Genomic DNA, 15,348 nt, shown 5'->3' with positions numbered 1-15,348 from the left:
ACGTACTTTAATATAGGTAAGTATAGTTGTTATTTAAATAAGTAAGGAGGGAAAATATGTCATTAAATATAGTTTTAGTAGAGCCAGAGATACCTCAAAATACTGGAAACATAATAAGAACATGTGCAGCAACAGGCACAAACTTACACTTAGTTAAACCTTTAGGATTTTCTCTAGAAGATAAGTATTTAAAAAGAAGCGGACTTGACTATTGGGATATAGCCAATATAAAGTATTATGATAGCTTTGAAGAAGTTGTAGAAAAAAACCCTGAAGGTAAGTTTTTCTTCGCAACTACTAAAGTCAATCAAGCTCACTCAGATGTTGATTATGTAGATAATTCATTTATAGTTTTTGGAAAAGAAACAAAAGGATTACCAAAAGAATTAATAGAAGCTAACTTAGAAACATGTATAAGAATACCAATGTTAGACATTGAGAAAGCAAGGTCGTTAAATTTATCTAACTCAGTTGCTATAGTTGTTTATGAAGCATTAAGACAATTAGATTATCCAAAAATGAGATAATAAACTAACCTTACTATAAAGTAATAAGGGGGAAGTACATGAAAGATATAAAAATAATATGTGATAGTTTATCAGATATACCTAATGAATTAATAGAAAAATATGATATAGAAGTAGTACCATTAACTGTAATCTTAAATGAAAAAGAATATAAAGATGGTGTAGATATATCAAATGATGAATTTTATAAAACTCTTAGGGAAGAGAATGTATATCCAAAAACATCTCAAGCTACATATGCTCAATTTAAAGAAGTATTTGAAAAATACGTTAATCAAGGAAAAAGAGTACTATATATAGCAGGTTCATCAGTTGCAACAGGAACTTATCAAAGTGCTGTTATGGCTAAAAATGATACAGATGGAGAAATATATACATATGATTCTCAAGCATTTTCTTATGTTATAGGAATATTAGTAGTTGAAGCTGCAATAATGGCATCAGAAGGATATGATATAGATGAGATAATGAAAGCCATAGAAGAGTTAAGAGATAAGACTTATGTTTTATTCTCAGTAGATACGTTAGAATATCTACAAAAAGGTGGAAGAATATCTTCAACTAAAGCGGCTATAGGAAGTATATTAAATATTAAGCCAATATTAGATATAAAAAATGGTTTAGTTGCTCCAGTTTGCCAAGTTAGAGGCAAAAAGAATGTCATATCTAAGATGATAGAATTAGTAAAAGATAATTGTGGAGAAAATCTACAAGACCAAACAATATGTATTGGATACAGTGATGATTTTAAAGAAAGAGAAAGATTAACTGAAGCTGTTAAAGCTGAATTTAATCCAAAAGATATACTATATTTCCAAATAGGATCTTGTGTTGGTTCTCATGCAGGTCCAGGATTAACTGGAATAGTATGCATTAAAAATAAATAGTGTAACATAAAAAAGAGTCTTAAGCTTAAGACTCTTTTTTTATTTTTCTACTTATAATGACTTAATAAAACAAAATGGCTTAAAACTAATAGTTTGAAATTAAATAATAATATTTTCTGTAAAGTGATATATAAATTATATTTTACATATATATTTAATTAATAAATGAATTATTATGTTTAAAATAAGTCTTAAACACAAATTTTTAAGAAAAATAATATAATTTGCCATAAAAATAAATTTTTATGTAGAAAAAGTTTTTAAAATAGTGTACAATATAAATAAATAGTACACTATATTTAAATTTGGGAGGAAATACATGAAACTTAAAAAGTTATTAACTTTAGGGTTAACTGTAGTTATGAGTGCTAGTATGTTAGTTGGATGCTCATCTAGCAAGAATGCAGACTCTTCAGAGGCTGCTGAGGGGAATGAAAAAGTAATTAGAGTAGGTATGGTTACTGATGTTGGTGGAGTAAACGATGAATCATTCAACCAATCTGCATGGGCAGGCCTTGAGAAAGCTAAGAAAGAGTACGGAGATAAAATAGAAGTTAAGTACTTAGAATCTAAGCAAGATGCTGACTATGTTCCAAATATAGAAACATTTGTAGATCAAGATATGGATTTAATAATAGGTGTAGGATTTAAATTAGCAGATGCTATAAAAGAAGCAGCTGAGCATTATCCAGAAAATCAATTTGCTCTTATAGATGCTGCTTATCCAAAACAACCAAAAAATGTTACATCATTATTATTTGAAGATAACGTATCAGCTTATTTAACAGGATTAATAGCTGGTAAAATGACTGAAACTAATAAAGTTGGTTTCATAGGTGGTGTAGAAGGAGAAGTTATAGATAGATTTGATTACGGATATAGAGCAGGTGTTAAAGCTGCTAACCCAGATGCAAAAGTAGTAGTTCAATATGCAAACAGCTTTACTGATTCAGCATTAGGAAAGTCTATAGCTAATCAAATGCACAAAGATAATGTAGATATCATATTCTCTGCTGCAGGTGCTGCAGGTATAGGAGCTATAGAAGCAGCTAAAGAAAATAATAAAAAAGCTATAGGTGTTGACCAAGACCAAAACAAGTTAGCTCCAAACAATGTAATAACTTCAGCTATGAAGAATATAGATGTTGCAGTATTTAACTTAGTTAAGTCTATGATGGATGGAACTTATAAAGGTGGACAAGTTATAGTAAACACACTAGACATGGATGGAGTTGGAATAGCTCCAACTAGTGATAAGAATGTTCCACCAGATGTTTTAGAATATGTTCAAAAAGAAGCAGAAAAAATAAAATCTGGTGAAATAAAAGTTCCACAAAATGAAAAAGAATATAAAGAATTAAATAAATAACATTAAAGGCTATCCTGTAAGAATAGGATAGCCTTTAATATTTAAAAATAAATTATATATAAATTGGAAAGAATAAAACTATGTAATAAATCGTATTTTCCATACAATTAGATAAATATGATGTATAAATAAGTTTTAATTTATATATAATATACAACAAAAAGCGATAAAAAATGACTTTTTTATCAAAAATAGTTAAAATAGTTTGTTATATATACGATATTTTAGTATAATAAAAATACTAGAAATTTAAATTAAGGAGGGTAAGAAAGAGCGATGAATAATAGTAATGTTAACTACAGTCAAAAAGTTGTAGAAATGAAAAATGTAACAAAAAAATTCGGAAACTTTGTCGCAAATGATAATATAAATTTGACTGTACATAAAGGGGAAGTACATGCTCTTTTAGGTGAAAATGGAGCGGGTAAATCTACTTTAATGAACATATTATATGGATTATACCAACCAACATCAGGAGAAATATACATAAATGGTAAATTAGTTGAAATGGATAATCCAAATGTTGCTATAGCAAATGGTATAGGGATGGTTCATCAACATTTCATGTTAGTACAACCATTTACAGTAGCTCAGAACATAATATTAGGTACTGAGCCTACAAAAGGACTTGGAGCTGTAGATATAAACAAGGCTATTGATGATGTAAAAGCTATATCTGAAAAATATGGTCTATATGTTGATCCAAATGCAAAGATAGAAGATATATCAGTTGGTATGCAACAAAGAGTAGAAATACTAAAAGCATTATATAGAGGGGCAGAAATATTAATACTAGATGAACCAACAGCAGTTTTAACGCCACAAGAAATACAAGAACTTATACAAATAATAAGAAACTTAACAAAAGAAGGTAAGTCAGTAATAATAATAACTCATAAATTAAAAGAGATAAAAGCAGCTGCAGATCACTGTACAATAATTAGAAGAGGTAAATATATAGATACAGTAAAAGTATCAGATGTTACAGAAGATGATTTAGCAGCTATGATGGTTGGTAGAGAAGTTAACTTTAAAGTAGACAAAAAGGAAGCTAAGCCAAGTAATGTTGTTTTAGAGATAAATAACTTAACTGTTAAAGACAATAGAAAAATATCAGTAGTAGATGAATTATCGTTAGAAGTAAAAGCTGGTGAAATATTAGGGATAGCTGGTATAGATGGAAATGGGCAATCAGAATTAGTTGAGGCTTTAACAGGCCTTAGAAAAGCTGAATCTGGAAGTATAAAAATAAATGGAAAAGAATTATTAAATAAAAATCCAAAAGAAATGTTTAACAATGGTATTAAAAATATACCAGAAGATAGACATAAGAGAGGATTAATACTAGACTTCACAGTAGCAGAAAATACAGTTTTACAAAACTATAAAGATAAGAGATTCTCTAAAAATGGAATATTAAATAAAGCTGCAATAGAAAAATATGCAGATGAAATAATAGAAAGATTTGACGTAAGACCTACAGATCATACTGTTAAATCAAGAGCTTTATCTGGAGGTAACCAACAAAAGGTTATAATAGGTAGAGAGGTTGACAATATAGAGGTAGCAAGAGCCACTACTAAAGAGGCACAATTATTAATAGCAACTCAACCAACAAGAGGATTAGATGTTGGAGCTATAGAGTTCGTTCATCAAGCATTAGTTAAACAAAGAGATGAAGGAAATGCAGTACTATTAGTATCATTAGAACTAGATGAAGTTATGAATGTATCAGACAGAATAGCTGTAATATATGAAGGAAAAATAGTTGGAATCGTCGATGCAAAAGATGCAGATGAAAATACATTAGGATTAATGATGGCTGGAGGTGAAGATAATGAGTAGTAAGGTAAATAAGAAAAAACTATCTTTAGCTGATAATACTATTTTATTTTCTATTATCTCGATAGTTTTAGGACTATTAGTAGGAGCAATAGCATTAATAATAGCAGGGTTTAATCCAATAGAAGCTTATTCAGCTATGATAGATGGTGTATTTGGAAAACCAAAGTTTATAGCTTGGGCTATAATAAGATCAACGCCACTTATATTAACAGGTCTATCTATTGCATTTGCATTTAGAACAGGACTATTCAACATAGGAGCTGAAGGGCAATTTATAGTAGGTTCTTTAGTAGCAACTATCGTAGGAGCTGGGGTACAATTACCAGCAATAATACACGTACCACTTACTCTTTTAGCAGCAGCATTGGCTGGAGCTGTTTGGGGGGGATTTGCTGGTTGGTTAAAATCTAAGTTTGGAATAAATGAAGTTATATCAACTATAATGCTTAACTGGATAGCATTTTACTTAAGTAACTATATGATAAAAAATACTTGGTTAGCTAGACCAAACAGTGAAGCATCAATTAGTATACATGACTCGGCTAGCATAGGTATAAGTTGGTTAAATGGATTAGTAGGACCAGCTACTAAAGTTAACTGGGGTATAGTTATATCAATAATACTTGTTTTAATAATAGCATTCATATTATTTAAAACTACTTTAGGTTTTGAATTAAGAGGAGTTGGATACAACAAATTTGGTGCTGAATATGCAGGTATAAATGTTAACTCAGCAATATTAAAATCAATGGCAATAGCAGGTTTACTTGCTGGTATAGCTGGAGCTATACAAGTTATGGGTGTATCAAATAACATAACAATATTAGCAGCTCAAGAAGGTTATGGATTTGATGGTATAGCAGTTGCTTTAATTGCAAATAGTAATCCAATTGGAGTTATATTCTCAGGATTATTATTCGGAGGGCTTAAGTATGGATCAACTAAGATGCAAGCTATAGGGGCTCCTTCAGAAGTAGTAAATATAGTTATAGGATCTATAGTATTCTTTATAGCATTAAGTAGTGTATTAAGAAATTTATATATAAAAATGAGAGATAAAAAAAATAAAGGGGGAATTGCATAATGGAAGATTTAGCTTTAATCATTAGTACCACTTTAATGTACTCTACGCCCCTTATATTTGCAGCATTAGGTGGAGTATTTTCAGAGAATTCAGGTATAGTTAATATAGGACTAGAAGGAATGATGACAATAGGAGCATTCTCAGCAGCAGCAGCAGGTGTTCTTATAGGAAATCCTTGGATAGCATTTTTAATTGGTGGATTAGCAGGTGGACTATTTGCTTTAATACATGCATTTGCAACAATAACTTGTAATGCAGACCACACAATATCAGGGGTTGCAATAAACTTATTAGCTCCTGGGGTAGCATTATTTACATCTAAGATAATGTTTGATGGTGCAACAATGACACCAACAATACCAATGGAAAATAAAATACCAAGACCTTTACATGGTTTATTTGAAACAGGAAGTATATTAGATACAATATTTAATTCATATGCAACAGTATTTTTAGCATTTATATTAGTTGCAGTAGTTTATTATGTACTATATAAAACTAAATTTGGTTTAAGAGTTAGAGCAGTTGGAGAACATCCAGGTGCAGCAGATACATTAGGTATAAGTGTTGCTAAAACAAGATATGCAGCAGTTATAATATCTGGTATATTAGCAGGTTTAGGGGGAGCATCAATGAGTTTAGCTGTTGTTTCTTCATTCAGACCTACATTAATATCAGGTCAAGGATATATAGCATTAGCAGCAGTTATATTTGGTAAGTGGAGACCTCAATGGGCAATGGTAGCTTGTCTATTATTTGGATTCTCTACAGCATTATCAGTATTCTTTGGTAATCCGTCATTGCCATTTAGCATAAATGAAAACTTATTATCTATGATACCATATGTTGTAACATTAATAGTTTTAGTTATCTTCGTTAAGAGTTCTAAAGCACCAGCAGCACTTGGTAACCCTTATAAAAAAGGTGAAAGATAATCAAAAAAATGATAGCTTAAAGCTATCATTTTTTTTAAAAATTAATATAATATGAATTAAAAATATAAAAACACATATAATAAAATCTATAAGATATATTGATATAAACAACTATCTTGAAATAATTATCTAGGTTCCTCTTAAATCAAGAAAGGATCACAAGTTAGGTATGAAGACAATAAAAGTGAGTTTATTATCAGAAGAAAAACTTTATGCTAAAAATATTTTTTCTAAAAGCAAGAATATATCAGAGGATAATGAAATTGTAGAAATTGAACTTGATATTAATGAGAATAACAAATCTACTATAAGTGGGATATCTAGTATAGTAATGAAAATTATAAGAGATAAAATATTAAAAGACCATATAGATAAGGAATATAGTAATATTTATCCAGATGAAAAAGATGAAATATATATATATTCTTTAGAAATATTAAAAAATAAGGAACCATTTATAGAAGAATCCATACGGCAAAAGCTGCTAGATTATATAAGGACAAATGACTACATAAATTTAGATGGATTTGTTAATTTTAGGATGAAAAATTTTAAAAAATACATATTAGCTGTAACAGATAGGGCAGTAGAAGAATACATAATTAAAAAGGACCAAGATGAATTTATAAAGGTTCTTAAATATTTTATAGAAATTCAAGATGATAAAATTGACTTAGTGAAAGTGCATATAAAAGACGAAGATACTTTTCTTATATATGATAAAAATGGCAATAGAATAAATGAAATGAATAATGAAGATATTGTAAATATGGTTATAGAAGAAAACTTAAATTCAGAAGATTTTTTAATAAGCACTTTACTAAGTTTATGCCCTAAGAAAATAGAAATACTAGATACATTAAAAAATAATATATCTAAAGAAATGATAAATACCATAAAATCTATATTTGGAGATAAGGTTAGTATAGTATATCAAAATTAAAGAATATAGATAATTCTTCTTAACTAATGTAAGTTATGTTAATATTATACAATAATTAGATAGCTTTATTTATTAAATGAAAAAGCTTATAATTATGTAAGATATGGACAGAATTAATATTAGTAAGGAGATTGCAAAATGGATAATTTATTAAAAGTTTTAATACTTGCGATTATAGGGGGCGTAATAGGATATATTACTAATATAATAGCAATAAAGTTAATATTTAGGCCTATTAATCCAATAAAAATACCTATAATTAATACAGAAATAATCGGTATAATACCAAAAAGAAGAAGTGAAATAGCAACTAATATAGGTGAGATTATACAAGATGAATTTTTATCTATTGATGAAATACTTAATCAAGTTATTACAGATGAAGATAAGGATAAAATAGCAGAGTATATACAAATTAAAATAAAAAGTATATTAAATGAAAAAATGTCATTTGCACCAAGTTCAATAAAAAATCTTATACAATCTTATGTATCAGATATGATAGAAGAAGAAATAAAAAATAGTATAGATGATTTAAGTAGTGAAATGATAAATAAGGCTAGTAAAAGAATAAATATCCAGCAAATGATAGAAGATAAGATTAATGAACTTGACTTATATGAATTAGAAGAAATAATTCTTAAAGTTGCTAAAAATGAATTAAAGCATATAGAGATCTTAGGATTTGTATTAGGTTTTGCAATAGGAATAGTGCAAGGAATAATAATAGTAATTCTATAATATTATGGTTGATAGAACTATTACTATCTGATATAATGATACTAACTTAATAGAAATTGCGATGAAAAGGACAAGTAAAATAGAAACAATTTCCAGAGAAGATGAGTCACCGGCTGAAAGCTCGTCTAAATATGTCTATTTGAAAACTACCTTGGAGCAGAATTTAGTAGCATATGTGAAAGTATTCGGTTGACTACCTTATAGTCGTCTTAAGAGGGTGTATTATATACATCAACTTGGGTGGAACCGCGAATTTATACTCGTCCCAAATATATATATTTGGGTCGAGTTTTTTTAATTTCATGAAATAATAAAAATGATTTAGGTAATTATATTTAGATATCAGTATATCTAAATAAATAGGAAATAAATTAAAAAATAATAGAGGAGGTAACAAAAATGGTTAAAGTAACTTTAAAAGATGGTTCAGTAAAAGAATTTGAACAAGGTATCTCTATCATGGATGTAGCAAAATCTATAAGTGAAGGCTTAGCTAGAGCTATAGTAGCAGCATCTGTAAATGGAGAAGTAGTAGGTTTAGACTATAAAATAAATGAAGATTGTGAATTAAACTTATTTAAATTTGATGATGTAGAAGGAAAAGATGTATTTAGACATACATCAGCTCATATGTTAGCTCAAGCTATAAAGAGATTATATCCAGAAGCTAAGCTTGCAATAGGACCAAGTATAGAAAATGGATTCTACTATGATATAGACTTAGAGCACAGATTATCAGCTGAAGATTTAGAAAAAATAGAGAAAGAAATGAAGAAAATAGCTAAAGAAGATTTAGCTATAGAAAGATTTGAATTACCAAGAGAAGAAGCTTTAGCTTGGGCTAAAGAAAATGGTGAAGATTATAAAGTAGAGCTTATATCAGAGTTACCAGAAGGGGAAGTAATATCTTTCTATAAGCAAGGGGACTTTACTGATTTATGTAGAGGGCCACATTTACCATCAACTAAGAAGGTAAAATCAGTTAAGTTATTAAATGTAACAGGAGCTTACTGGCGTGGAGATGAAAAGAACAAAATGCTTCAAAGAGTATACGGAATATCTTTCGAAAAGAATAAAGATTTAGAAGAATACCTACACATGTTAGAAGAAGCTAAAAAGAGAGACCATAGAAAATTAGGTAAAGAATTAGAGTTATTCTTCATACCAGAAGAAGGTCCAGGATTCCCATTATTCCTACCAAAAGGTATGGAACTTAAAAATGCATTATTAAACTTCTGGAGAGAAGTTCATAGAAAAGATAACTATGTAGAAATAGAAACTCCAATAATATTAAACAGACAATTATGGGAAACTTCAGGTCACTGGTTCCACTACAAAGAAAATATGTATACTGTGGGTATAGATGAGCAAGATTTCGCTATAAAACCAATGAACTGTCCGGGAGGAATGTTATTCTACAACTTCAAGCCACATTCATACAGAGATTTCCCTATGAGAGTTGCTGAATTAGGTAGAGTTCATAGACATGAATTATCTGGAGCATTACATGGACTTATGAGAGTTAGAGCATTTACTCAAGATGATGCACATATATTCATGTTACCAGAACAAATAAAAGATGAAATAAAAGGTGTAGTTTCATTAATAGATAGTGTTTATAAGGTATTTGGATTCGAATATCATATGGAGTTATCTACTAGACCAGAATCTTCTATAGGAACTGATGAAGAGTGGGAAGTAGCTGAAAATGGATTAAGAGAAGCTTTAGAAGAGTTAAATTTACCATATAAGTTAAATCCAGGAGATGGAGCATTCTACGGACCTAAGATAGACTTCCACTTAAGAGATTGTTTAGGAAGAACTTGGCAATGTGGAACAATACAATTAGATATGCAATTACCTCAAAGATTTGATATAACTTATATAGGTCAAGATGGTGAAAAGCATAGACCAGTAATGATACACAGAGTTGCATTCGGAAGTATAGAAAGATTTATAGGTATATTAATAGAGCACTATGCTGGTAAATTCCCAGTTTGGTTAGCTCCAACTCAAGTTAAGATATTACCTATATCAGATAAATACAATGATTATGCTAAGGAAGTTAAAAAAGCTTTATTTGACAAAGGTATAAGAGTTGAAATAGATGATAGAGCAGAAAAAACAGGATTCAAGATAAGAGAAGCTCAGCTTCAAAAAGTACCTTACATGTTAATAGTAGGAGAAAAAGAAGAAGCTGATAAGAAAGTATCTGTTAGATCAAGAGATAATGGAGAAATAGGAAGCTTAGACTTAAATGAATTCTTAGAAACTATATTAAAAGAAATAGAAGAAAGAACTAATATAGAGTTAGCCTAATAAAGAAAAAGGGTATTAATAAAATTTTATTAATACCCTTTTTTGATTAATTTATAAATTGTTTAGTTATCAAAGACTTTAATTCTTCATGAGTCATAGTTTCATTATCAAATAAATGTTTAGAAACTACATGTAGATCATTTATATTATCCTTTAAAAGACTTAAAGTTTCATTGTAACAATTTTGGACAATATCATTGGCTTCTTTTTGAACTTGTTCAGACATAAATGTTTTTACATTTCCATCTATAGTCATAAATCCTAAGTTACTCATACCATACTCACAAACCATTTGATTTGCTATATCTGTTACCTTTTTTAAGTCATCTTTTGCGCCTGTTGATTTATGATTAAAAATTATTTCTTCAGATGCTTTACCTGCTAATAAAATTTTCATTTTACCAATTAATTCTTCTTTTGTGTAGATATATCTATCTTCATCAGGTAATTGGAGAACATACCCTAATGCTTGTCCTCTAGGTATTATTGATATTTTTTGTATAGGACAAATTCCAAGTATATTGCTAACAATAGCATGTCCTGCCTCATGATAAGATACTATTTGTTTTTCTTTTTCTATTAACTTAGAGTTTTTAGATTCAAGTCCTGCAATAACTCTCTCAAGTGCTTTATCAAAGTGATCAGTTGTTATAACATCACTATTATCTCTAACTGCAAATATAGCAGCTTCATTAGCTATATTTGAAAGATGAGCACCGTTAAATCCATGAGTTTTCTTAGCAAGTAATTCCAAATCTACAGATGGATCAAGAGGTTTATTGTTTGTATGAACTTTTAAAATTTCACATCTAGTATGATAGTTAGGAGAACCTATGTGTATATGTCTGTCAAATCTTCCGGGTCTAAGGAGAGCTTCATCTAAAAGATCAAGTCTATTAGTAGCTCCTATTATTATGACATTTGAGTCTTTAGTGAATCCATCCATTTCAACTAATAATTGATTTAGTGTTTGATCTTTTTCGTTATTACTTTCAAGATGTCTTTTTGCTCCAATAGCATCTATTTCATCTATAAAAATGATGCTAGGAGATTCTTTTCTAGCTTTTTCAAAAAGTGTTCTTACACGCTTAGCACCTACACCAACGTATTTTTCAACAAACTCAGAACCAGTAACATTGAAAAAAGATGAATTTGTCTCACCAGCTACAGCGGATGCAAGTAATGTTTTACCTGTACCAGGAGGTCCATAAAATAATACTCCTTTTGGTATTTTAGCACCCATTTTTTTGTACTTATCAGGAGACTTCATAAAATCTACTATTTCAAACAACTCTTCTTTTACTTCATCTAAACCAGCTACATCACAAAATGTAGTTTTAGGTTTAGTAGAAGCCGAGTCTTCCTTAGGAGATTCTTTCTCAAGTTTAGTTTGAGCAAATACAGGTACTGGTTTGTTAATCTTTTTAAAGAAATTGTCTAACATTTTCATAGTCATACACCTCAGATAAAAAATTGTTTATTGGTTTTATAATTTCTAACAAACCAAAAACCATCGAAAAATCATTTGTTTATATTTAAGTATAACCAAAACTTTGTTTAATCATTACTAAGAATATAAATTTTAGGTTAGTTATACATATTATGAGAATTAAAAAATTTAAAAAATAATAAAAAAATAGTTGCAAATAATATTTAGAAGTGATATATTATATAGAGTAATTAATAACAAAAGCAAGTAGAAGTCCGCTTCTCACCTTTCGACTTAGGTTGTCTGGTAAATATAAGTTCAAAACTTTAAATATATTATTTCAATATGTTTAGGTTTATATAAATTTGTTGACTTATATGGCGGGTGATTATATCATTCGCCTTTTATTTTATATAAAAAATTTGGAGGTGTCCTACCATTAGCAAGGAATTAGCAATCAACGAACAAATAAGAGAAAAAGAAATAAGAGTTCTTTCACATGATGGAGAACAATTAGGAATAATGTCAGCTAGAGAAGCTCAATTAATAGCTAACGAAAGAAACTTAGACTTAGTTATGATATCACCTAATGCACAACCACCGGTATGCAGAATAATAGATTATGGTAAGTATAAGTACGAACAAGCTAGAAAAGAAAAAGAGTCTAAGAAAAAGCAGAAAGTTGTAACTGTTAAAGAAGTAAGACTTAGACCAGGTATAGAATCAAATGATTTAAATACTAAGGCTAACAACGCTATAAAGTTCCTTAAAAAAGGAGATAAAGTTAAGGTTGAGCTAAGATTTAGAGGTAGAGAATTAGGACATAAAGATCTTGGAAAAGAAGTAATGCTTAAGTTTATAGATATAGTAAAAGAGTTTGGAGAACCAGCAAAGCCACCAAAATTTGAGGGCAATAACATGGTTGTAATCATAGATCCAAAAAAATAGATGATAAACTGAGAGGAGGAAATAAAAATGCCTAAAATGAAAACTCATAGAGGAGCTGCTAAAAGATTCAAAAAAACTGGAAGTGGAAAATTAAAGAGAGCTAAAGCTTTCAGAAGACATATATTAACTAAGAAAGCTGCTAAAACTAAGATGCAATTAAGAAAAGCAGGAATAGTTAGTGAAGGTGATGCTAGAAGAATAGCACAATTATTACCATACTAAAAATCGGATTAAATTAAAATAGAAATTTTAAAAGAGAAAAACAAAGGAGGTCACAGAGATGGCAAGAGTTAAAAAAGCAATGAACGCTCGTAAAAAGCATAAGAAAATATTAAAGCTTGCAAAAGGATTCAGAGGATCTAGAAGCAAGTTATACAGACCAGCTAATACATTCGTAATGAAGGCGTTAAAGAACGCATATATAGGAAGAAAGTTAAAGAAGAGAGACTTCAGAAAACTTTGGATACAAAGAATAAACGCTGGAACTAGAGCTCATGGATTATCATACTCAAGATTCATGAACGGATTAAAATTAGCAGGTGTTGAAGTTAACAGAAAGATGTTATCTGAAATGGCTATAAACGATCCTCAAGGATTTGCTAAATTAGTAGAAGTTGCTAAGTCAAAATTAGCTTAATTAAATAGTTAAGTTCATAAAAAGCCTTTGAATAAAATTCAAAGGCTTTTTTTATATCCATAAAATTATAGATTTTATACTCTATAAAAAAATAAAAAATTATATAATATGAATACGTTTTGTTAAAAATATGTAAAGGAAGTTTATAAATTGTGAATATTTTAAATAGGCCAATTTACATATCCTTTATTGTTTTTATATAGGTTTTGGAATATAATATAGTAATAATTGAAAAGAAGGATGTATCTAATGAGAAAAAACTTATTAGCTATAAAGTGAGAAGGAGGCATAAATACAGATGAAGACCATATTTAAGCGATTTATTGCTCTTATAAATAAAATGCAACCAACTCAAGTAATGGTTTTAGGGTTTGCTAGCGTTATATTAATTGGAGCGCTTCTATTAAATCTTCCTATAGCAACTCAAAGCGGAGAAAGCATCGGATTTATAGATGCCTTATTTACTTCAACATCAGCTGTATGTGTAACAGGATTAATAATGGCAGATACGGCAACTTATTGGAATGGATTTGGACACGTAGTAATAATACTACTTATTCAAATTGGTGGTTTAGGATTTATGACAATAACCACGCTATTTGCACTTATAACTAAGAAAAGAATAAATCTGAAAGAAAGACTATTAATCCAAGAATCTTTAAATCAATTTGATTTGTCAGGGTTAGTTAAGTTAACAAGGTATGTATTATTAATGACATTTACCATAGAAGGTATAGGAGCATTAATATTATCAACAGTATTTATACCTCAATTTGGGCTATTAAAAGGAACTTGGTATAGTATATTTCATGCTATTTCAGCTTTTTGTAATGCAGGATTTGATTTAATGGGGCCAGTTTCAGGTAAGTTTACATCATTAACATACTATGTAAATAACTTTACAGTAAGTGTTACAATTTCATTACTTATAATATTTGGGGGATTAGGATTCCCTGTAATTTTAGATATAATAAAAAATAGAAAATTATCTAAATTAAATTTACATTCTAAAATAGTATTAATTACAACAGTGTCATTAATATTAGTAGGTATGTTACTTATTTTAGTATTAGAATACAACAATCCTAAAACAATAGGAAAGTTAGGATTTGGTGGAAAAATGCTTGCATCGTTCTTCCAATCAGTAACAACTAGAACAGCAGGATTCAATACAGTCAATTTAACGGCAATGCATGAGAATAGTTTATTTATAATGATAATACTAATGTTTATTGGTGCATCTCCTGCATCTACAGGTGGTGGTGTAAAGGTTACGACTATAGCTACTTTAGTTCTAACTGTTAAATCATTTATACTTGGAAAAGAAGATATAGAAGTAGGATCAAGAAGAATTGGAACATCAATAGTTAGAAAATCATTAGGAATATTTCTTATAGGTATAATTGTTGTTTTATCTGGAACTATAATTATAACTATAACTGACCCAAGTTTTAGTTTAATAGAAGCAGGGTTTGAAGTAGTATCAGCATTTGCTACAGTTGGATTAAGTCTAGGTGGAAGTCCTAATTTAAGTACATTAGGAAAAATATTTATAATGTTATTTATGTTTATGGGAAGAGTTGGATCTCTTACAATATTTATGGCAATAATGTCTAGAAAAACAAAGAATAATCCTCCTATAAGATACCCTGAAGGGAAGATAATAGTTGGATAATATAGCCTT

Annotated in this window: 14 protein-coding genes and 1 other annotated feature; of the genes, 13 read left to right on the top strand and 1 reads right to left on the bottom strand. The window is 29.2% G+C overall.

Annotated features, from left to right (window positions below; genetic code table 11):
- Nucleotides 1–56 precede the first annotated feature (56 nt).
- The 9 genes from trmL to thrS all read left to right on the top strand — a co-directional run bounded on the left by trmL (nt 57) and on the right by thrS (nt 10,650).
- Nucleotides 57–527, top strand: coding sequence for a tRNA (uridine(34)/cytosine(34)/5-carboxymethylaminomethyluridine(34)-2'-O)-methyltransferase TrmL (gene trmL, locus I4U66_RS09065; protein ID WP_092923453.1), 471 nt, complete (start codon nt 57–59; stop codon nt 525–527).
- A gap of 38 nt (nt 528–565) precedes the next feature.
- Nucleotides 566–1,414 (top strand): DegV family protein, encoded by an 849-nt coding sequence (locus I4U66_RS09060; protein WP_195928779.1) that lies wholly within the window; start codon nt 566–568, stop codon nt 1,412–1,414.
- Nucleotides 1,415–1,733: 319 nt separating this feature from the next.
- Entirely contained in the window at nt 1,734–2,783 is a 1,050-nt protein-coding gene (locus I4U66_RS09055; protein ID WP_166506026.1) for a BMP family lipoprotein, read from the top strand.
- A 276-nt stretch (nt 2,784–3,059) separates the two neighbouring features.
- The gene (locus tag I4U66_RS09050; protein ID WP_092923462.1) at nt 3,060–4,628 is read left to right on the top strand and encodes an ABC transporter ATP-binding protein; all 1,569 of its coding nucleotides are present in this window, start codon (nt 3,060–3,062) and stop codon (nt 4,626–4,628) included.
- Nucleotides 4,621–5,712: an ABC transporter permease gene (locus tag I4U66_RS09045; protein ID WP_092923465.1), complete on the top strand. Its 1,092-nt coding sequence runs from the start codon at nt 4,621–4,623 to the stop codon at nt 5,710–5,712. Before I4U66_RS09050 ends, I4U66_RS09045 begins: the two co-directional genes overlap by 8 nt.
- The gene (locus I4U66_RS09040; RefSeq protein ID WP_092923468.1) at nt 5,712–6,647 is read left to right on the top strand and encodes an ABC transporter permease; all 936 of its coding nucleotides are present in this window, start codon (nt 5,712–5,714) and stop codon (nt 6,645–6,647) included. Before I4U66_RS09045 ends, I4U66_RS09040 begins: the two co-directional genes overlap by 1 nt.
- A gap of 169 nt (nt 6,648–6,816) precedes the next feature.
- The gene (locus I4U66_RS09035; RefSeq protein ID WP_195581621.1) at nt 6,817–7,590 is read left to right on the top strand and encodes a putative sporulation protein YtxC; all 774 of its coding nucleotides are present in this window, start codon (nt 6,817–6,819) and stop codon (nt 7,588–7,590) included.
- Between the two features lie 138 nt (nt 7,591–7,728).
- Nucleotides 7,729–8,331: a DUF445 domain-containing protein gene (locus tag I4U66_RS09030; protein ID WP_092923474.1), complete on the top strand. Its 603-nt coding sequence runs from the start codon at nt 7,729–7,731 to the stop codon at nt 8,329–8,331.
- Nucleotides 8,332–8,383: 52 nt separating this feature from the next.
- Nucleotides 8,384–8,602, top strand: a binding site (T-box leader).
- Between the two features lie 128 nt (nt 8,603–8,730).
- Nucleotides 8,731–10,650 carry a threonine--tRNA ligase gene (thrS, locus tag I4U66_RS09025; RefSeq protein ID WP_092923477.1) on the top strand — a complete coding sequence of 640 codons (1,920 nt, stop codon included), beginning with the start codon at nt 8,731–8,733 and terminating at the stop codon, nt 10,648–10,650.
- A gap of 46 nt (nt 10,651–10,696) precedes the next feature.
- Here the strand turns inward: thrS and I4U66_RS09020 are convergent, their stop codons facing one another.
- Entirely contained in the window at nt 10,697–12,100 is a 1,404-nt protein-coding gene (locus I4U66_RS09020) for an ATP-dependent metallopeptidase FtsH/Yme1/Tma family protein (protein ID WP_166506025.1), read from the bottom strand.
- 399 nt (nt 12,101–12,499) lie between these two features.
- On the opposite strand from I4U66_RS09020, the gene infC reads away from it, so the two are divergent.
- The 4 genes from infC (at nt 12,500) to I4U66_RS09000 (ending at nt 15,339) form a co-directional block, all read left to right on the top strand.
- Nucleotides 12,500–13,027, top strand: coding sequence for a translation initiation factor IF-3 (gene infC / locus I4U66_RS09015; protein ID WP_442971178.1), 528 nt, complete (start codon nt 12,500–12,502; stop codon nt 13,025–13,027).
- 27 nt (nt 13,028–13,054) lie between these two features.
- Nucleotides 13,055–13,249, top strand: a complete 195-nt coding sequence (gene rpmI / locus I4U66_RS09010; RefSeq protein WP_092923487.1) for a 50S ribosomal protein L35 — start codon at nt 13,055–13,057, stop codon at nt 13,247–13,249.
- A gap of 58 nt (nt 13,250–13,307) precedes the next feature.
- Nucleotides 13,308–13,664, top strand: a complete 357-nt coding sequence (rplT, locus tag I4U66_RS09005; RefSeq protein ID WP_092923489.1) for a 50S ribosomal protein L20 — start codon at nt 13,308–13,310, stop codon at nt 13,662–13,664.
- Between the two features lie 298 nt (nt 13,665–13,962).
- Nucleotides 13,963–15,339: a TrkH family potassium uptake protein gene (locus I4U66_RS09000; RefSeq protein ID WP_166506024.1), complete on the top strand. Its 1,377-nt coding sequence runs from the start codon at nt 13,963–13,965 to the stop codon at nt 15,337–15,339.
- The last annotated feature ends 9 nt before the right edge of the window (nt 15,340–15,348 follow it).

It is taken from the genome of Romboutsia sp. D33t1_170424_H2 (assembly GCF_015669105.1).
Taxonomy (GTDB): Bacteria; Bacillota; Clostridia; order Peptostreptococcales; family Peptostreptococcaceae; genus Romboutsia_C; species Romboutsia_C hominis.
The sequence above is the reverse complement of the archived record's forward strand: the minus strand, read 5'-3'. Positions and strand labels throughout refer to the sequence as shown.

What these genes read in the sequence shown, in the direction of transcription:
- I4U66_RS09000 (WP_166506024.1), top strand. Translation starts at nt 13,963, where the DNA reads ATGAAGACCATATTTAAGCGATTTATTGCTCTTATAAATAAAATGCAA.
- rpmI (WP_092923487.1), top strand. Translation starts at nt 13,055, where the DNA reads ATGCCTAAAATGAAAACTCATAGAGGAGCTGCTAAAAGATTCAAAAAA.
- I4U66_RS09045 (WP_092923465.1), top strand. Translation starts at nt 4,621, where the DNA reads ATGAGTAGTAAGGTAAATAAGAAAAAACTATCTTTAGCTGATAATACT.
- I4U66_RS09060 (WP_195928779.1), top strand. Translation starts at nt 566, where the DNA reads ATGAAAGATATAAAAATAATATGTGATAGTTTATCAGATATACCTAAT.
- trmL (WP_092923453.1), top strand. Translation starts at nt 57, where the DNA reads ATGTCATTAAATATAGTTTTAGTAGAGCCAGAGATACCTCAAAATACT.
- rplT (WP_092923489.1), top strand. Translation starts at nt 13,308, where the DNA reads ATGGCAAGAGTTAAAAAAGCAATGAACGCTCGTAAAAAGCATAAGAAA.
- thrS (WP_092923477.1), top strand. Translation starts at nt 8,731, where the DNA reads ATGGTTAAAGTAACTTTAAAAGATGGTTCAGTAAAAGAATTTGAACAA.
- I4U66_RS09040 (WP_092923468.1), top strand. Translation starts at nt 5,712, where the DNA reads ATGGAAGATTTAGCTTTAATCATTAGTACCACTTTAATGTACTCTACG.
- I4U66_RS09055 (WP_166506026.1), top strand. Translation starts at nt 1,734, where the DNA reads ATGAAACTTAAAAAGTTATTAACTTTAGGGTTAACTGTAGTTATGAGT.
- I4U66_RS09035 (WP_195581621.1), top strand. Translation starts at nt 6,817, where the DNA reads ATGAAGACAATAAAAGTGAGTTTATTATCAGAAGAAAAACTTTATGCT.
- I4U66_RS09020 (WP_166506025.1), bottom strand. Translation starts at nt 12,100, where the DNA reads ATGAAAATGTTAGACAATTTCTTTAAAAAGATTAACAAACCAGTACCT.
- I4U66_RS09050 (WP_092923462.1), top strand. Translation starts at nt 3,060, where the DNA reads ATGAATAATAGTAATGTTAACTACAGTCAAAAAGTTGTAGAAATGAAA.
- I4U66_RS09030 (WP_092923474.1), top strand. Translation starts at nt 7,729, where the DNA reads ATGGATAATTTATTAAAAGTTTTAATACTTGCGATTATAGGGGGCGTA.